Annotated in this window: 16 protein-coding genes, 2 tRNA genes and 2 pseudogenes; 6 read left to right on the top strand and 14 right to left on the bottom strand. The window is 34.7% G+C overall.

What is annotated here, in order from left to right:
* Positions 1-73: 73 nt before the first annotated feature.
* Both camE and IGL42_RS05410 read left to right on the top strand, forming a co-directional pair.
* Positions 74-574 (top strand): plasmid sex pheromone cAM373 precursor, encoded by a 501-nt coding sequence (camE, locus tag IGL42_RS05415; RefSeq protein ID WP_002358931.1) that lies wholly within the window; start codon positions 74-76, stop codon positions 572-574.
* 196 nt (positions 575-770) lie between these two features.
* Positions 771-1,232, top strand: a complete 462-nt coding sequence (locus IGL42_RS05410) for a hypothetical protein (RefSeq protein ID WP_010710423.1) — start codon at positions 771-773, stop codon at positions 1,230-1,232.
* Positions 1,233-1,274: 42 nt separating this feature from the next.
* On the opposite strand, the gene trxB is transcribed toward IGL42_RS05410, so the two are convergent.
* Both trxB and IGL42_RS05400 read right to left on the bottom strand, forming a co-directional pair.
* Entirely contained in the window at positions 1,275-2,189 is a 915-nt protein-coding gene (trxB, locus tag IGL42_RS05405; RefSeq protein WP_002357780.1) for a thioredoxin-disulfide reductase, read from the bottom strand.
* Positions 2,190-2,357: 168 nt separating this feature from the next.
* Positions 2,358-2,789, bottom strand: a pseudogene (locus IGL42_RS05400) (cupin domain-containing protein).
* 577 nt (positions 2,790-3,366) lie between these two features.
* Between IGL42_RS05400 and IGL42_RS05395 the strand changes: the two are divergent.
* The 3 genes from IGL42_RS05395 to IGL42_RS05385 all read left to right on the top strand — a co-directional run bounded on the left by IGL42_RS05395 (position 3,367) and on the right by IGL42_RS05385 (position 5,381).
* The gene (locus IGL42_RS05395) at positions 3,367-3,723 is read left to right on the top strand and encodes a LytR/AlgR family response regulator transcription factor (protein WP_010710424.1); all 357 of its coding nucleotides are present in this window, start codon (positions 3,367-3,369) and stop codon (positions 3,721-3,723) included.
* A 102-nt stretch (positions 3,724-3,825) separates the two neighbouring features.
* Complete coding sequence (locus IGL42_RS05390) at positions 3,826-4,071, top strand: LytTR family DNA-binding domain-containing protein (protein ID WP_002397235.1); 246 nt, start codon at positions 3,826-3,828, stop codon at positions 4,069-4,071.
* 278 nt (positions 4,072-4,349) lie between these two features.
* Entirely contained in the window at positions 4,350-5,381 is a 1,032-nt protein-coding gene (locus IGL42_RS05385) for a sensor histidine kinase (protein WP_229201771.1), read from the top strand.
* Positions 5,382-5,402: 21 nt separating this feature from the next.
* On the opposite strand, the gene IGL42_RS05380 is transcribed toward IGL42_RS05385, so the two are convergent.
* The 8 genes and pseudogenes from IGL42_RS05380 to IGL42_RS05345 form a co-directional block, all read right to left on the bottom strand.
* Complete coding sequence (locus IGL42_RS05380) at positions 5,403-6,137, bottom strand: hypothetical protein (protein ID WP_016617739.1); 735 nt, start codon at positions 6,135-6,137, stop codon at positions 5,403-5,405.
* Positions 6,109-6,822 (bottom strand): ATP-binding cassette domain-containing protein, encoded by a 714-nt coding sequence (locus IGL42_RS05375; protein ID WP_002378341.1) that lies wholly within the window; start codon positions 6,820-6,822, stop codon positions 6,109-6,111. The genes IGL42_RS05380 and IGL42_RS05375 overlap by 29 nt, the downstream gene beginning before the upstream one ends.
* A complete protein-coding gene (locus IGL42_RS05370; protein ID WP_010710427.1) occupies positions 6,800-7,588 on the bottom strand; it encodes an ABC transporter permease in 789 nt (262 codons plus the stop codon). The genes IGL42_RS05375 and IGL42_RS05370 overlap by 23 nt, the downstream gene beginning before the upstream one ends.
* Positions 7,566-8,510: an ABC transporter ATP-binding protein gene (locus IGL42_RS05365; protein ID WP_002363836.1), complete on the bottom strand. Its 945-nt coding sequence runs from the start codon at positions 8,508-8,510 to the stop codon at positions 7,566-7,568. The genes IGL42_RS05370 and IGL42_RS05365 overlap by 23 nt, the downstream gene beginning before the upstream one ends.
* Positions 8,511-9,026: 516 nt before the next feature.
* Positions 9,027-9,404, bottom strand: coding sequence for a hypothetical protein (locus tag IGL42_RS05360; protein WP_010710428.1), 378 nt, complete (start codon positions 9,402-9,404; stop codon positions 9,027-9,029).
* Positions 9,368-10,365, bottom strand: a pseudogene (locus tag IGL42_RS05355) (ThiF family adenylyltransferase). Before IGL42_RS05355 ends, IGL42_RS05360 begins: the two are co-directional and overlap by 37 nt.
* A gap of 659 nt (positions 10,366-11,024) precedes the next feature.
* The gene (locus IGL42_RS05350) at positions 11,025-11,732 is read right to left on the bottom strand and encodes a GntR family transcriptional regulator (RefSeq protein ID WP_002357800.1); all 708 of its coding nucleotides are present in this window, start codon (positions 11,730-11,732) and stop codon (positions 11,025-11,027) included.
* Positions 11,733-11,938: 206 nt separating this feature from the next.
* The gene (locus IGL42_RS05345) at positions 11,939-16,186 is read right to left on the bottom strand and encodes a 2-hydroxyacyl-CoA dehydratase (RefSeq protein ID WP_010710430.1); all 4,248 of its coding nucleotides are present in this window, start codon (positions 16,184-16,186) and stop codon (positions 11,939-11,941) included.
* 175 nt (positions 16,187-16,361) lie between these two features.
* On the opposite strand from IGL42_RS05345, the gene IGL42_RS05340 reads away from it, so the two are divergent.
* Complete coding sequence (locus tag IGL42_RS05340) at positions 16,362-16,973, top strand: TetR/AcrR family transcriptional regulator (RefSeq protein WP_002357803.1); 612 nt, start codon at positions 16,362-16,364, stop codon at positions 16,971-16,973.
* 55 nt (positions 16,974-17,028) lie between these two features.
* Here the strand turns inward: IGL42_RS05340 and IGL42_RS05335 are convergent, their stop codons facing one another.
* From IGL42_RS05335 to IGL42_RS05320, 4 genes are all read right to left on the bottom strand, one after another.
* Positions 17,029-17,208: a hypothetical protein gene (locus tag IGL42_RS05335; protein WP_002357804.1), complete on the bottom strand. Its 180-nt coding sequence runs from the start codon at positions 17,206-17,208 to the stop codon at positions 17,029-17,031.
* A gap of 154 nt (positions 17,209-17,362) precedes the next feature.
* Positions 17,363-17,434: transfer RNA gene (locus IGL42_RS05330), tRNA-Gln, on the bottom strand.
* A 9-nt stretch (positions 17,435-17,443) separates the two neighbouring features.
* A tRNA-Tyr gene (locus IGL42_RS05325) sits at positions 17,444-17,524 on the bottom strand.
* 96 nt (positions 17,525-17,620) lie between these two features.
* On the bottom strand, positions 17,621-17,854 hold the full coding sequence (locus tag IGL42_RS05320) for a DUF2969 domain-containing protein (RefSeq protein WP_002357806.1): 234 nt from the start codon (positions 17,852-17,854) through the stop codon (positions 17,621-17,623).
* Positions 17,855-17,933: the final 79 nt, after the last annotated feature.

The following is a 17,933-nucleotide window of genomic DNA, read 5'->3' as shown; positions in this document are numbered from 1 at the left end:
GTTTGTAATTTTTATAAAACCACCGTATACTAAATGATTGTGAATGCTTAATAAAAAGAAACGAGGTAATTTCATGTTAAAAAAACCATTTTTACTATTTTTTTCACTTTTAGGAGCTATTTTTATTTTAGCTAGTTGTGGCATAGGAAAAGATGCTGTCACTGATACTAAGTACAAAGTTAGTTTGCAGCAAGCTGCTGAAATCTATGAAAAAGAAGCTGGCAACAGCAAACCATTAGTAAATGTCCAATTTGATACAGAACCAGCAAGTGACTACAGCTATATCTTTACTAACGATACAGAAACACTTTACGTGAATCCTGAAACAGGAAAAGTCACCAAAAATACTGAAGCAAATCAACTTGGCGAAAACGAGACAGCCTTTTCAGCTGCTGAAGTCAAAGAATTAGGCGCTGTTAACGACGTTTTAGCCAAAGCAAAAAAAGAAGTTGGAGGACTTTCTCCACGTATTTTGACTTGGAAGTTAACCAAAAATAACAATAAACTTGTTTATACAGTAGATGTTAAAACGACTACGGCAGATGAAAAAGTTACCTTAGATGCCAATAAATAAGCACAAGCGTATAACTTATCACGAAATAACCAAATCTTAAAATACTCTTTGGGACAGAACCTACGCATTCGGAAACCTTAACATTTTCTGAAGCCGATCGTTCTGTCCCAATTTCATTCTTTTAAGTAATAATAATTGTTCGTTACCCCTGCTACCGTTATACTTAGTTTAAAAGAAAAGATGGGAGTATCAATTCATGGTTTATACAGTTGATTTTAAAGAAGTAGCCACTATTGGTTTAGAAAGTTCACCAGTGGCACTTGCCCTTGCTGGACTAAGAGCGAATGAAGCTCGCTATTTTTGGAATAAATACAAACATCGCTTTACGACCGTCCCTGCCTCTGAAGCTCCAGAAACATTGACCTGGATTGAAAAAATTTTATTGGAACGAGCGTTACATTTCCCTTACAAGCCACTTGAAATTTCTTCTTTCACTTTAGATGGCATAAAAATGGCCTATGTATTTTATGAAAACGGCTTAGCAGTTAACGTGATGTACACATTAGCTGAGGAAGGCAAACGCGCCGTTGGGTTTAAACTTTCAGATGGTATGGCAATCCCTGCAGAATTTGAAGGAAAATTCAAATTTGCTCGTCAAAAATCAAAATTAGCTGGAACCATTCGCGGCTCTTATTTTGTCATTAAAGGAACCTATTAAAAAAATGCTTTTGCCCTTATTCTTAAAGGCAAAAGCATTTTTTTATTTTAATTCTTCAATATAGTTAAATACTTGTTGTCCAGCAATACCGCCTTCACCGACCGCTGTCGTGATTTGACGCAATGTTTTTTCACGGACATCACCAATGGCATAAACACCAGGAATTTTTGTTCTCATTTCTTGGTCTGTTTCAATCCAACCAGCCTCATTCGTAATACCAGCTTTCTTAAATGGTTCTGTTAATGGATCTAGCCCCACGTAAATGAACACGCCGTTTGCTTCAATTTCAGAAACTTCATCTGTTTTGACATTCCGTGCTTTCACACCTGTCACAACCATTTCATTGCCAACAATTTCTTCGACAACTGTATCCCAAACAAAGGAAATCTTTTCATTTGCAAAGGCACGATCTTGAATGATTTTTTGCGCACGCAATTCATCACGACGGTGAACAATCACTACTTCAGAAGCAAATTGCGTTAAATAGATTGCTTCTTCAACTGCAGAATCGCCGCCGCCAACGACTACTAAGCGTTTATTTTTAAAGAAAGCACCGTCACAAACAGCACAATAAGAAACACCACGGCCAGCAAATTCTTCTTCGCCTTTTACACCCAATTTTCGGTGTTCACAGCCTGTTGCAATAATTACCGCTTTAGCTTCATAAGATTTGTCATCACAAATCACTTCTTTATAGGATCCGTGGTCTTCGATGCCCATCACAATACCATACGCATTTTCCGTACCAAATTTTTCTACATTTTCATACATTTTATAGGCCAATTCTGGACCCATAATAGAATCAAAGCCTGGGTAATTCTCTACCTCAGCAGTGTTGTTCATTTGCCCACCAGGCGCACCGCGTTCAATCATCAATACAGAAAGATTGGACCGTGATGCATAAAGTGCTGCCGTCATCCCAGCAGGACCGGCACCAATGATAATTACATCATACATTTTATTTCCCCCAAAATTTTAAGTAAGTTTACTTTACTCCTTAAACAATTTCTTGTCTACTTTTCTGCCCTTTTTTGACATTCGGAGTAGGTGTGTCTATTACGTAAGTTATTGTACCACGGTTTTGTGTTTTCTAGGAGGGGGAAAAGAAAAGTTTAAAAATAACGATCACAACGAATCATTGATTTTTAGAAGCCGTTGTACTGCCGCATCAGAGAATTCTTCTTTATCATTTTTTATGCATTCTTGTTGATTTTGCCCTTGTGGAACAAAACGAAATACTGTAAATGATGCAGATAACGTATCAGGATTACTAATCCGATGAAGACTTTTATGCATCCGAATAAGTTCTCCTTCTGCACAAATTCTTGAAATAATTTGCTAATTTTCTAGCTCTTCTATTTTCACTTTTCCCGACTGCACAAGTAAAACTTCTTCGATTTCGTGATGCTTATGCCAACCTTGCACAGTTTTTCCTGGCAAGCTATTTATATGTATTTCAAACTCTGGAAATAGAAAATAATTTACTTCTGTTCCATCTGGCTTTTTACGAAAGATGACCTCGTCTCTTGTTAAAATTTCTATATATTTCTGTAACATGGCAGGCTCCTTTTAACTTTTTTTATAGCCGAAAGCTATTCTTTCAAACTAAGTTTGAAGCTACTTTCTGAAAATTCGAGTTCCTTTAAATATACTTTTATTACCATTTGAAAATCACTTTTTTTAAAACAATTGACTGTTCAGTATCAATCTTCACTAATCCATCTGTTCACCAGAAAAAATATAGTATTTCCGATTATTCACGAACTTATTATTCAACTTCAAAGGAAAATCAGTCAACATACAGCCCACATATCTAACATCAGAAACACTTCTACTTTTCTCAAGTACTGCTATGGTATACATTGACCTTACTAGTAACATTATAGCATCAAGTTTTAATCATATGTAGATTTAAAAAAAACTGATAGCACCCTAACAGATGTTTTCGTTGCTCATTTAATTTACATGATTATTTTTTAGATGCTAATTAAATGTTTGTCAGTAACCTGAATTTTTGATATTTTTATCCAGATTACTTATGTCGGTTTATCAGTTGTGCTAACAAAAAAATGATTGTTTTTAAAGATAATTTAATTCATAATATATATAGAATGAAAAAAAGGAGGTTTTATTGTTGAAAGTTGCTATTTGTGATGACAATCCAACGTTAACCGAAAAAATAAACACGATGCTATTTAATTATAACCCAAATATATTTGAAACCTATACCTACTACAATCCTCTCAAGTTAGTCAATCAACTTGACCAAGAAAATTTTGACTTTTTTATTTTAGATATAGAAATGAGTGAAATGAGCGGAATAGACTTGGCAAAAAAAATCCGAGAACGTGATATTTTATCACCTATCGTTTTTTTGACGAGTTACAAAGAATACATGGAAGAAGTCTTCCAAGTACAAACTTTTGATTATTTATTGAAACCGCCTACGGAAGATCGGTTGCACCAAGTTTTGGAAAAACTGAGACAATAGCTAGAAAAAAAAAGAAATTACTTTGTATTTTCTAGTAACAAAGTTACTTATAAAATACCAACCAAAGATATCATTTATTTCGAAAAAGATAAAAGACAAGTATTGATTCATACAGTTGGAGAAATCTACAAACCCTATATGTCAACGAATCAGATAAACGAACAACTTGATACGAATTTTGTGCAAGTCCACTCTTCTTTCATAATAAATTGCGCTTATATAAAAGAGTTAGGAAAAAATTTCCTATTAATGGATTCTAAAGAAAAATGTATTGAAATACCAATAAGTAGGCGCTTCAAAGCCGCCGCTCATAAAAGTATAGTTATGTCCATGAGAGGAAAGATATAATGCTTGATATAACATTACGAAGCCTAAGTTTGTTAGTTTATTTATTTCTTATCTCTTATTTTTTTTCTAATTGGTCAACAGCTATTAAAAGTCATAGAGAATTTTATAATGTCATCTGGATTGTTATAATCATATCAGCCATGGTTACGATTATATTATCCAATGCTTACATACCGAACATTTATTTACCGTATCTTAACTTATTACTAAGTTTCATTTTAACTTACACTATTGCTATGCTACACTCGGTCCCTTATCTCGACTCGGCCGTATGGACAATGACACTTATATCAATAAATTTAATCTGTGAAGTATTATCGTTACACTTTACGAAAATAATTTTAAATGCAGAATTAACATCCCATGATAGCCCTACTTTTTTCATAACTTCAATAACAATTACAACTTTGATTGGGGTTGCCTGGATAGTCATACTTAAATTTTCAATAGTTAAAGAAGCAAAGTCTGAATTATCGACAAACTTATCATTTATTGTGATTTTATTACCTATTCCCATACTATCAATAATCATTTTATTTGGGCTTTTAATAGGAAACAACAATGACAAGATTTCTGAGATTACTATTACGATTAGTGTCATATTTTTAAACATCTGTGTAATTTTTCTTTATAAAATCACTATAGAATATCAAAAAAATCAATATAATCTTACTTTGAGAAAAAAAAATATCGAAGTGGAGTATAGAATTTTAAATGAAATAAAGAGAAACAGAACTAACGTTTTAAAATTAAAACATGATTTGAAGAATCAATACTTAACAATCCTCGGACTTATCGAAAATGAAGAAGTTAATGAAGCTATCGATTATATTAAGAGTAGTTTTGATATTTTAGAACCACCAACAAAAACTTATGCTGCCGATGGAGTATTAAACTACCTATTGAATGAAAAGCTTGCTGAAGCAAGAAAGAATCAAATTAATGTTGATCATCAGATATTTGTCTCTAAAAATATAAAAATTAATAATGACGTTCTAACTATTGTAATTGGAAATATAATTGATAACGCCATACAAGCATCGAAGAGAATCAAGCCGATTGACAGATATGTCAATATAATTATCAAGCAAGTCAATAATGATTTATTTATTGAAGTATCGAATAACTATAATTCTGAAGAAATTTTTACAAGAAAACATAGAAAAGATAAAGGTTTAGGAATGAAAAACATTGGTGATCTCTTACAACAATTAGGTGGTATTCAACGTCACTGGACGAAACAACGTAGATATTTTGTAACTATAGTTATATTTAATGTATACAAAGGAAACAAATGCGGTGATAACTAATCAAGTAAATCACCGCATTTTTTAGTATACTTCCATGCCGCATAATTTATCAGAAAATTTCAAAAATAACCAAACAAGCATCAATCCCATAATCGTTGAAAATAGGAACGTTATAGTTGGAAAATTCATAAGACCCATAGCAGAAAAATTCGAATATATTAGCATTAGTACCACTGACGTTATTATTGAAGCAATTTCCGATTGTTTCCAAATTGAAATTATTTCTGACAATATCAAAATTACGAATAGTAGACTACAACTTGTAACTATGGTAATAAGGCCAAGGTAAATTTCAAAAAATAAATTTGAACTATGAAACTTCAAAATTAAGTTAAGCAAAACCTCAGTCACAAATGAAATAAGAAGCGCACTTCCAAAGCTAGATAAGATTATCACGTAAAAAGAACTTGTTTTTTTTACGAGAAGCTCTTTTCGATCAATCGGAAAAAGAAACGTTCTATTCCGGTGATTGCCAACATAAAATCGTACAAGCTCTTTCCTTAGTAATACAGCTCCATAAATTGATATGCCGCACATAGAAACAGTGTTCGATAATGCTATAATTCCTTGAAATGACGAGATCGTATCAGCACTTTCATCAAATATTCCCACAAATGAGAAAAACATAAAAAATAACATTTGGATTACCAGTGTAATTAAGAAAACTTTAAACCAAACATTTTTAATTTTATCTAATTCATATCTATAAACATTCAATTTTGAGTCACTAATCATGTTTTCTCTTTTGTTCATCATAATACTCTTTCAACCCCTCTCTATACTCTTCTCGAATCTCAACCATTGATTTTGGTTCTTGTACATTGCCTTTCTCTATAAATATAACGTCATCAAGAAATGTTTCCATATCTCTCAATATATGACTACTAATTATCAACACTCTATTTTCGGACAAGGTCTTAACATTCTCAATAAATAACTCTACACCATCAGGATCTAAACCGTTAAATGGCTCATCTAATAATACTAATGAAGGGTTGTGAGCTGTAGCAAGACCTAGCAAAAACCTTTGTTTCATTCCTAAAGACATTGTATTAAACTTTCTTTTTTTATTTACATTTAGACCAACATCCATTAATAGAGTCTCTATCATTAACAAATTTTTTAACTTGTAATAAAAAGCATGGTCATTGTATATATCTTCAAGCATAAATCCATTTAAACTATCTGAGTTAACAAAGTTAGTACCCACCTGCAATAATATTTTAGGGTCTGCTATTTCTACTTGCCGATTGTCTATTTTAAGTATTCCACTATCAGGTCTAAGCAAACTACATAGACATTTCATCAAAGTTGTTTTACCTGCACCATTCGGACCAACTAATCCATAAATTTTCCCTACTTCTAAATCTAATTGATCAACCTTTAAATTGAATGTATCACTTACTTTTTTATATAAATTATTTATATTTATTGTTTGCATTTTGCAATTCAGTCCCTTCTTGCAATGAAATAAGTGAAAGTAATGTAGTTAACACGAACCAAAAACAAACTACAATAATATTAGAAACATTAACAGTATTCTGTTCATAAAACAGTGATCTTATCAAATTACTCGATGGAACAAATGGTAAAAATTCAAAAAAGTTCACTAAAGCAGAAGGCAATCTATCTGTTGGATAAGTAATAGGCGAGAATAAAAGTCCACCTATCATAATTATCTGAGTTGCTAATCCTACTACATTAGGTGTTAGCCAATATGCCAAAGCAAAACCTATAGAGATCATACATAATTGAATTAGACTAAGAATAGCTAGGGCCTTCATTGAGAATCTAATTTGGACATCGAATCTTAAATATGCCGCTAAAAATGACATAAACACCCCAGGTAGTGAGGCCATTCCCCAAATTATAAAGTCGGAAATTAATATGTTCAACCGAGAAACTGGCAATGTCCTTTGATAGTCCACAATGCCCTCCTGTTTTGCTGTACTTACTATTTGAGCAGCAAGAACGCACCCTACCGCAATAATCCCAAGAGTAGTTGCTCCAGATGACAGATAGATAGCTGTCTGATTATTCACATCTGGTATTAGAAGTGCTAACCCGTAGACAATTGCTAATGATAGAAATACTTGAGTTAATGTAAAAACAGGCAATAAGTATTTATGTCTTAATAAACTCCACCCTACTAAAGCAAATAATTCCTTAATCATTGATTTTCTTCTATAATTTTTTATCATTTTCATCTATTAACTCTCCATAGGTTTCATTTAAGGATTTTGGGGAAACTTTATAATTTTGAACTTTTCTTTCTATTACTAATTTCATGACCCAGTCAACTGCTTCTAACACTTGACTGTTCTCTAATTCCATTTCTATCATTAATTCCTCATCGTTTATGTTAGTCTGAATTGCACTCGGTACTATTACACTCTTCAAATCACTTAGATTAAGAAAGTTAACAGTCATATAATTTCGATCGTTTATTTTTATAGACTGTTTTTTTAAGTTCTTATCCTCAAGAACCTTTCCATGATTCATTAAAATATATCTATCAGCATATTTTTCAACTTCTAAAATATTGTGTGTGACCACGATGATTATATGCCCCTTATTAGATAATTTTTTCAGATATCTCCATATTTTTTGCCGTCTAATAGGATCCACATCATTAGTAGGTTCGTCAAGGACTATTATTGGAGAAGGATATACAACGGCCATTGCAAATGAAGTGAGCCTTCTAAGTCCGCCTGAAAGTTTCTGTCCTGGTATATCTTTCCATCCATCTATTTTTAATTCTTTTAAAATTTTAATACACTCTTCTTCAGCTATTTTCTGACTGCCTCCTCTTATTCTTATTATTGACTCGACAGATTGAGCCATCGTTATACCTGCCAAGGGAGCATGTAGTTGAGGCATCATAGAGACATATTCTCTTGCAATTTTACTATCTCTTGCAAATGATAGACCATTAAATGTTATAGAGCCCTTTGTTGATTTCGTTATACCTATAATCTGATTCAACATTGTTGTTTTACCAGCGCCGTTATGTCCAGCTATGGCAGTTATTTCACCTTTATTAAAGCGCAAATTTATATTATCATTTGCACAGCTCTCTGATTTCTTGTACTTTTTACTTAGCGAATGTAATTCTAACTGTTGATTCAAAGCAAACCTCCTATATTTAGACTTAATTAAATTGATTGATAACAGGTTGGAACCATAACCAAATTATCATTGCTAGCACACTTATACTTATTACTTTAATAATGATTAATTTCATAATTGCGACCTCTTCAAAGTAGAAAGGATTATCAACCACAAAAGAAATCAAAATGTTAATATCTGTTTTTTGTATAATGATAAATTGCCACAATATCCTTGTTATAAGTATTGATGCCGCAATAGAATTAACTCCAACACTTTTATTATTCATAATCAAAAAAACTAACAAGAATATTGCATCCGACGACATTCCAGAGGTGATCGCCGTGATTCTACCAAACCTACTCCACGTCCATACATGAGTCATAGGTATCGTAGCAACGGCTTTAACTATGTTTAAATTGATTTTCCTTGAATTCCTTGAAAATATAATGTGCATAAATTCATGAAAAGTTGTAGATACGATTGAGACAAGAATAGCAATTAGAAGAAATTTTAAAGGATTTGTAAACAAAACATTTACTGCACTTCCAAAAGGAGACCCTTGATTACGAATAAAAATATGCTAATCGTAAACGCAACAATACCGTTAACATCAATCAGGAAAGAGGAGCTTTTAAATAAGATATTCTTAGGCTCGACAAATAGCGGCTTATAATCATCTCTCTGATCGGCTTTTTTTATCATAATTTTATTTTCAACTAATTCATTAAGTACCTCTTCTTCGATTAGTTCGGATGAATTAATTTGTCTCGCCACTTCATCACTCAACACTAATAGTTGATTTTCTTCTGATACATAAACCCAATCGCCATTGTTTAGCTTACGTTTTAACGTACGAGCTTCGGTATAGTCTCGGCCTATTTCTTCTCTTGATAATATTGAAATATTTCCCATTGGGAGACATCTCCTTTACCACAAGTTGGACATTCACTCTCAAACCTTGGCCAAGTTTTATGCGTGAACGAGTTTCCGTCCTCATAGTTAATTTCATATTGCGTTCCCAAACTTTTTGGCTCAGCATATCTTGTTACCACTCTTATTAACTCATCTACAATTGATGCTGTTAATTGAAAGATACCAGCACCATAAGCTATGGATGGGGGAGCAAATTGAATATTTCTAAAACCTACAAATTGTTCAACAAATTTAGGGTCATTTTTACTGAAGTTCAAATTCATGCAATCAAAGCATCCTGTTTTCTGGGGTATTACAGTGTATACTCTTCCTCGGCTAACCTGTGAGGCACCAAACACGCACGGCAAACCAACTTTTACAATAGCTTCATTCACAATTCTATGTATAAGGAAAGGGGGTTCATCAATAGCGCAAACAATGATATCTATTCCTTCTGTCAATTCAACAACATCATTCACATCTATTATTTTTTTATCTACAGTTTCAACGTTAATATTTGAGTTCATTTCATTAATGGCTCTTTTAGCAACTACAGTTTTCTTCTCACCAATATCTGCTTCTCTATATAGTAATTGACGACCTAAATTACTTGCTTCAACTCGGTCATAGTCCACCATTCTAATCATCTTGGGGCCAAGACCCGCTAGTAACGTTAGAATATTTGATCCTCCTCCACCAAGACCTAATAATAGTATTTTCAAGTTATTTATCTTTTCCTGAATTTCAAATCTATCATCATCAGCTTTACAGTACCTACTAAAGTAATTCACATTAGCTAAGTATCTATCTTCAATCATTCTACCAGGAAACGTCTCCTCGATTAGACCTTCATCATCATCAAATTCAATAGTGATTCCTAATTGGGCCCAACTCTAAATCTCTCTTTAGTTAATTGATATAATGGATAGATTGGTTTTATTCTGGGATATTTATACTTCATTTTTTTCACTCCTTATTAAAAAATGACGAGATATTTCTATCTCGTCTAACCGTTATTTGGTTATCAAATTAGATAATAATCCACCATGCTGTTGCATCAACTGTATCGGCTTTACGTACGTTAATTTTTTTCATTCCGCATCACTCCTTCCGCTAAACTTTTTATTGAAAAAAATAAATTTCTCTTTCAGTATATCTATATAATAACTTTGACAATCATAAGTATTATTGATTGGTAATAACTAACAATTTCAATGTAACAATTTGCAAAACAACTGCTGATTTTGCAACTATTTGATTAAAGCGTTGAATGGGTATATCTTATATTAGGTTACAGTTTAAAAAAGAAATGTAAAAAATGGACAAAAATGAACTACAGCCAAAAAAAGAATAAAAGCAAATAAACTAGCAGCTATTATAAGTTTATTTTTAACAATATTTATAGCGGGACAAACCATCTCACTTTTCTGGTATTCAGACTTGCTACTCTATTCAATATTTATTTGAATTGAGATGCTTTCACTAATTTTAATTTGAATTCTACCTGATAAGTTCATAAAAAATAACCTCCAAAAATTGTATTTTTCAGATACAACTTTTGGAGGTTAAAATATCTTACCTCAGCCTATTTCTTGGCATTTTTCCATACTTATCATTTCTCTACTTCTCTAAATAAAACTCAAATCGACTTCCTGCATACTGCGTACGAACATATTCAAAAGGTAGTCCGTTTTCAAAATAGGATACTTGGCGCACACGCAGAATCGCATCGCCTCGTTTAATCTCTAAATATTCTGCGATCTGTTCCGATGCTTGAACAGCAGAGATTGTTTGGTTAGAATGGCCAATTTTGTGGCCAGATTTGGCTTCAAGTGTTTTATAAAAAGAGTTCGTGATTTCAGATTTGCCATATTGCGAGACCAATGAATAAGGAATACTCGCCACCTCAAAACAAATCGGAATGTCATCCGCAAAACGAATTCTTTCCATTCGTAAAATTGAATCTTCTGGACCTAGTTGTAATTTTTCCATCTCACTAGAACTAGGTTTCGCTACAAAATAAGACACCGTCCGACTAGAAGGAACGCGATTTTGAGACAAGGTAATTTCTGTAAAACTAGTGGTACCTGTCATTGTTTCTTGAACTTTCTTACGTGCTACATATGTTCCTGAACCAATTTTTCGTTCTAAAATCCCTTCGTCTGCTAAAGTCTGAATGGCTTGGCGTAAGGTCATTCGACTAACATCAAATTTCAAGGCTAATTCTCGCTCAGAGGGCAAACGATCCCCGATACTCCAGACACCTTTTTCAATATCTTCTTTGATTTTATCGTGAATTTGAATATAAATTGGTATATTTTGAACCATTTACGCTTCCTCCTCTTCGTTCATCTCCTCTTCTATTATAACTGGTATAGACCGTGTAAACAACCAAAAAATGATAAATAAAAGAGGATTTGGAATTTTTATCAAAGTTGGTCTAGTTGCATGCTTTCTTTTTATAACAAAAACATTTGGCTTAGTCAGTAAAAAGTGACCAAGTCAAATGTTTTTAAACGAATTTCTATTAGTTATTATCTTTTTACATTTTCTTCTTTCAACAACTTGTTCGCTGTGGCCATCATCAAACGGATTCGGTTCAACTGATTGACCAAAGATACCCCTGGATCATAATCCACCGCCGCAATGTTTGCTTGCGGATATTGGCGTCGTAGCTCTTTCACGACCCCTTTTCCAACAATATGGTTTGGTAAACATCCAAACGGCTGCATACAAACGATGTTATTCACCTCGTGTTTTAAGAGCTCAATCATTTCAGCTGTTAAAAACCAACCTTCACCCGTATGATTGCCAATTGATAAAATTTTACTTGCATCTGCTGCCATATCATAAATGGAATGAATACCATCAAAACGGACAGATTTTCTCAATGCCTTATCCATTGGTTTTTCTACCAATTCAATGATTTTTATCGCAAATTCTGCTAAACGTTTGCTTTGTTTTGACATGCCCATATTTTCGTATTTCCAAATTTGATTGTACAAAGAATAGTTCATAAAGCCAACAATATCTGGCACAACTGCTTCAGCACCTTCTTCTTCTAGCAAACGCACAATATCATTATTCGCTGTCGGCGAATATTTCACTAAAATTTCCCCGACCACACCGACTTTTGGTTTTTTTATCTCTTGTAAAGGAATTTCATCAAACGTCCGAATAATTTTTTTCATGAAGTGATTAAATTGTGTCAGCGAACCATTCCGGACATTGGCTTCCACTCTTTTTAGCCAATCTTGGTGCAGTTGATCCACCATTCCTTTTTCTGTTTCATAAGGTCTTGTTCGATAAACTACTCGTTCGAATAAGTCACCATATAAAAAGGCAACTACTAAGCGCTTGATCATTGGCAACGTAAATTTAAATCCTGGATTGGATTCGACTCCTTTATTGCCCATCGAAACTGAAACTACAGGAACTTGAGAAAAACCAGCATCATTTAAGGCTTTTCGTAATAATGGAATGTAATTCGTTGCGCGACAACCGCCCCCTGTTTGCGTCATTAAGACACTGACATTATCCAAATCATATTGACCACTTTCCAAAGCTTCAACTAGTTGTCCGATGGAAATAATTGCTGGGTAACACGCATCATTATTGACATATTTTAACCCGACATTCACAGCTTCTTTGTCTTGCGCAGGCAAACAGACGACATGATAGCCAGAAGCTTGTAATGCTACATCGACTAATCCAGATTGATGAATCGGGCTAAGCATTGGTAACAGTAAGGTATGTGTTTTTTTCATTTGTTTTGTAAACACAATTTTCTCCGGCTCTTCCATTTGCATATGCGGAACAAACTGTTGCTTCTCCCGCTCATTGACAGCCGCTTTCAAGGAGCGCAACCGAATACGAATTGCGCCCAAATTCGCGCCTTCATCGATTTTGAGGACTGTATAAATTTTGCCAGACCGATCCATGATTTCTTCTACTTGATCGGTTGTCACAGCATCTAAGCCGCAACCAAAGGAATTCAGTTGGACAAGTTCTAAATTTTTCGTCTTAGCCACTACTTTAGCCGCCGCATATAAGCGAGAATGATAGACCCATTGATTCACCACACGTAAATTCTGCACGTCTCCAAGATGCGAGATACTGTCTTCTGTCAAGACATGGAATCCTTCCTGTGTAATGACTTCGGCAATGCCGTGATTAATCTCTGGATCCAAGTGATACGGTCGCCCCGATAAGACAATCCCTCTCTGGCCTTTTTCAGTTAACATGGCTAACGTTTCTTCGCCTTTTTCTTGAATTTCTTTTTTAAAAGCTGCTAATTCTTGATAACCATGATGCAGCGCTGTTTGAATTTCTTCTAAGGAAATCCCTAAATCAGCAAAATTTTCAGCTAAAACTTTGGCAACTGCAGTTTCATTCGCTAAATTAAGATAGGGATTTCGATAATCCACTTGGCCCTCTCTGATGGCATCCACATTATTTCGAATAACATCTGGGTAGCTTTGCACAATTGGACAATTAAAATGATTATCTGCTTCCACTGTTTCTTGCTGTTCAAAAACAACACCAGGATAAAAGATAATTGGCACGTGCGCATCAATTAATGCTTGAATATGTCCATGCGCCATTTTCGCTGGGTAACAAACCGTATCACTGGGAATCGTTTCAAGGCCTTGTTCATAGATTTGTTTATTAGAACGTGGCGATAATTCGACCCGAAAGCCTAAGTCAGTAAAAAATGTATGCCACAAAGGATAATTTTCATACATGTTTAGGACTCTAGGGATACCCAAGCGCCCACGAAACGCTTTATTTTCCCGCAAAGGTCGGTACTTAAATAACTTGCGGTACTTATAATCAACCAAATTCACTTTGCGTTCTTCTCGTTTAATTTTAATTCGTGCACCACGTTCACAGCGATTTCCCGTAATAAATTGGCGCCCGTCCGAAAACACTGTGACCGTTAATTGACAATTGTTTTCACACAAGCCGCAATGAGTAAATTCCTTTTCAGAGGTAAATGCCGCTAACTCTTCTAAAGAAAGAAGCGTGGTTTCTTCCCCAATTTCATAAGCGTCCAAAGCAATCAGCGCTGCCCCATAGGCCCCCATCAAACCAGCAATAGAAGGACGAACCACTTCACGACCGCTAATTTTTTCAAAAGCTCTCAAGACCGCTTCATTGTAAAATGTTCCTCCCTGGCAGACAATCTTTTCTCCCAACTCTTCAGGTCGGCGAACTTTAATGACTTTATAAATGGCATTTTTGATGACTGAATAAGATAGTCCAGCAGAAATATCGCCGACAGAGGCCCCTTCTTTTTGAACCTGTTTCACTTTTGAGTTCATAAAAACAGTACACCGAGAACCTAAATCAACAGGCGCTTGCGATTCTAAAGCCGCCAAAGCAAAATCCTTCACATTATATTTTAAAGATTGCGCAAAGGTTTCGATAAAGGAACCGCACCCAGAAGAACAAGCTTCATTTAATTGTATCGAGGAAAGCACGCCATTTTTAATGGTCATCGCTTTCATATCTTGTCCTCCGATATCCAAAATAAAATCCACACCTGGCTGAAAATGGTTGGCTGCTTTGTAATGGGCCATCGTTTCAACTTCACCAATATCGACTTTTAACGCATTTTTTATTAGCTGTTCTCCATATCCTGTAACAGCCGCTTTTCCGATAAAAACTTCTTCAGGCAGTTGTTGATAAAGTGATTTCAGTACTGTCATGGTGGTTTCTAAAGGTTGCCCTTGGTTATTACCATAAAAAGAAAACAACAAATGGCCATCTTCATCAATCAATGCGACTTTTGTCGTTGTGGAGCCTGCATCAATCCCTAAAAAGGTCACGCCAGTATGTTGAGATAAAGGTTTCTCCTTTGCTTGGGCTTGCGCGTGTCTTTCTCGAAAATCTGCTAAATCTTCTGCGCTGTTAAATAACGGTGGTAACGTGTCGCTCGGCTGTAAATCAGTAGCCTGGCTGTTCACTAAGCGCTGAATTAATTCTTCCAATGTACATTCGGCTGCATCTTCTGAATAAAGTGCTGCACCCATTGCTACAAACAGTTGCGGTTGTTCTGGAAAAATAACATCTTCTGGCTGAATTGCTAAGGTTTCAATAAACCGTTTTCTCAATTCTGACATGAAAAATAAGGGTCCCCCTAAAAACGCTACTTTACCTTTAATTTTGCGACCAGCAGCTAACCCAGCGATTGTTTGATTAACTACCGCTTGAAAAATACTCGCCGCGATATCTTCTTTCGCTGCTCCTTCATTGATTAAAGGTTGAACATCCGTTTTGGCAAAAACCCCACAGCGGGAAGCAATCGGATAAATAGTTTGATAATTCTTCGCCAATTCATTCACTCCATTGGCATCCGTTTTAAGTAAAACAGCCATTTGATCGATGAAGGCGCCTGTCCCACCTGCACAACTACCATTCATTCGTTGCTCTAAAGCACCATCAAAAAAAGTGATTTTTGCATCTTCTCCGCCAAGTTCAATAGCAACATCCGTTTCTGGGATTATTGTTTCAACAGTTCGTGTACACGCGATAACCTCTTGAACAAAGGGAATCCCCAATACCTCAGCCAGCCCCATACCACCAGAGCCAGTTATGCTCATTGTCACAGGTTGGTCTGCACCGATCCTTGATAGTCCTTCTTTTAAAATGCGTTCCGTTGCTGCTTTGACATCGGAAAAATGGCGTTCATATTTTGTAAAAATAGGCTGATTTTGTTTATTTAAAAATACTAATTTTACTGTCGTTGACCCAACATCAATCCCTGCTCTCATAACCATCAATTAAAATACCCCTTCATTTCCCAACAGTTTGTTGATTATTATACAAACTGTTTGTTATAATAGATATACCTATTTTAGAAAGGTTCTAAATGATTTGCAACAAGCAATTTACCCTATTTTGTGAGATAAACAACAAAGTTTCCGAGAATGTTGACTATCTCGAAAGGAATTTATGATGGCAAAGAAAACAGACCTTAGAGTACAACGAACCAGAAAAATGATTATTGAAGCTTTTTTTAAACTTGTAGAAACGAAAGGCTACGAAGCGGTGACGATTCAGGATATTGCTGATGAAGCTATGATTAATCGTGCGACTTTTTATGCTCATTTTAAAGACAAACAGCATTTATATGATGCAATCTTCACCTTTACGCTTAGTGCTTTTACCGCTATTCTTGATTCGCAACAACTGGTTAATGGCAACCGTGTCCGCGTGAAGCACATTGAAGAACTTCTGACGCAACTCTATATTAATATTCAAGAGAACAAATCTTTCTTCTTAACTATCATGGACAATAATTTCAACGAACACTTTCGAAAACGCTTAGCTGAAATTATCGAAGAAAAATATGCGACGATTTTTTCGCAGTTGCGTATTACCGAAAATGATATTGACGTACCTATAGATTTTGTTATTGAATACATGACCTCTATCTTCATCGGTACCCTTCATTGGTGGATTACTAGCGAGACGGATATGACACCCAACCACTTAGCCCAATTAGTTATCAAATTAGTTGGTAATGGTCATTTAACTGTCTTAGGCATCGAATTAGAAAAATAAAAACACCGGAGTAGACAATAATTTTGTCTGCTCCGGTGTTTCTGTTAAAGACGAATTAGTTTTTTGAACGCCATTTGATATTGTGGGCTGTATTTCTTGAAGAAGTGACTTTAACACCACTTTTGATGTTGCCTTTTTTACGAGGAATTAAGTCAACTTTGACATCATACTTACCATCGCGTGCTAAATCGTAAACATTTTCAACCATTTCTGTAATTTTTTCTTTAAAGTTCATTCTTATCAACTCCAGACTATTCTTTCTTAATACTTTAGCATATTCTTATATAAATGAAAACTTTTCTAGCCTGTACATGAGGAAAATCTTACCTCATTTTTGTTATATAATTATACAAAAAAAGAACATCTCTCTACCAGAAATGTTCTGAAAACTGGGGTAGCTGGATTCGAACCAACGCATGACGGAGTCAAAGTCCGTTGCCTTACCGCTTGGCTATACCCCAAAAAGAAAATGGAGGAAAGTGGATTCGAACCACTGAACCCTAAGGAACGGATTTACAGTCCGTCGCGTTTAGCCACTTCGCTATTCCTCCAAAAAGTCATTGTCGCTGTAACGACCTGACTTAGTTATAATACAATCTTTTCCAGAAAAAAGCAACCCTTTTTTTAAAAAAATTGTTATTTATTTTTTATTCACTTAAATTCCATTGACGAATAATTGTTTCAAAGGCTTCGTCCAGATTTTTTGCTGTACCTTCTTGCTTGCCATCAATTTCAATGATGAATTTTTTATCATTTTGCGGAATGACACGACCGATTTCTTTTTTACCAATAAATAATTTGTTCATTAAAACATTTGCTCCATTGTATTGGGCTTTTTCTTCTTCAACACGTACTTCAATATCTTTATTCTTTTTTGACATCTCTATCCCTCCAAGAACTCTATGTTATCAGAATCTTTGAAACAAAACAAGCACTCGCTATTTCTCTGTCAGATTGTTC

It is taken from the genome of Enterococcus sp. DIV0712, assembly GCF_050554855.1.
GTDB classification, from domain to species: domain Bacteria; phylum Bacillota; class Bacilli; order Lactobacillales; family Enterococcaceae; genus Enterococcus; species Enterococcus faecalis.
The sequence above is the reverse complement of the archived record's forward strand: the minus strand, read 5'-3'. Positions and strand labels throughout refer to the sequence as shown.

Bases quoted from the DNA above. Each gene is read 5' to 3' on its own strand.
- camE (WP_002358931.1), top strand. From the start codon at position 74: ATGTTAAAAAAACCATTTTTACTATTTTTTTCACTTTTAGGAGCTATT.
- IGL42_RS05380 (WP_016617739.1), bottom strand. From the start codon at position 6,137: ATGATGAACAAAAGAGAAAACATGATTAGTGACTCAAAATTGAATGTT.
- IGL42_RS05335 (WP_002357804.1), bottom strand. From the start codon at position 17,208: ATGAACTTTAAAGAAAAAATTACAGAAATGGTTGAAAATGTTTACGAT.
- trxB (WP_002357780.1), bottom strand. From the start codon at position 2,189: ATGTATGATGTAATTATCATTGGTGCCGGTCCTGCTGGGATGACGGCA.
- IGL42_RS05375 (WP_002378341.1), bottom strand. From the start codon at position 6,822: ATGCAAACAATAAATATAAATAATTTATATAAAAAAGTAAGTGATACA.
- IGL42_RS05360 (WP_010710428.1), bottom strand. From the start codon at position 9,404: ATGGGAAATATTTCAATATTATCAAGAGAAGAAATAGGCCGAGACTAT.
- IGL42_RS05340 (WP_002357803.1), top strand. From the start codon at position 16,362: ATGATGGCAAAGAAAACAGACCTTAGAGTACAACGAACCAGAAAAATG.
- IGL42_RS05410 (WP_010710423.1), top strand. From the start codon at position 771: ATGGTTTATACAGTTGATTTTAAAGAAGTAGCCACTATTGGTTTAGAA.
- IGL42_RS05345 (WP_010710430.1), bottom strand. From the start codon at position 16,186: ATGGTTATGAGAGCAGGGATTGATGTTGGGTCAACGACAGTAAAATTA.
- IGL42_RS05320 (WP_002357806.1), bottom strand. From the start codon at position 17,854: ATGTCAAAAAAGAATAAAGATATTGAAGTACGTGTTGAAGAAGAAAAA.
- IGL42_RS05350 (WP_002357800.1), bottom strand. From the start codon at position 11,732: ATGGTTCAAAATATACCAATTTATATTCAAATTCACGATAAAATCAAA.
- IGL42_RS05370 (WP_010710427.1), bottom strand. From the start codon at position 7,588: ATGAAAATGATAAAAAATTATAGAAGAAAATCAATGATTAAGGAATTA.
- IGL42_RS05385 (WP_229201771.1), top strand. From the start codon at position 4,350: ATGACACTTATATCAATAAATTTAATCTGTGAAGTATTATCGTTACAC.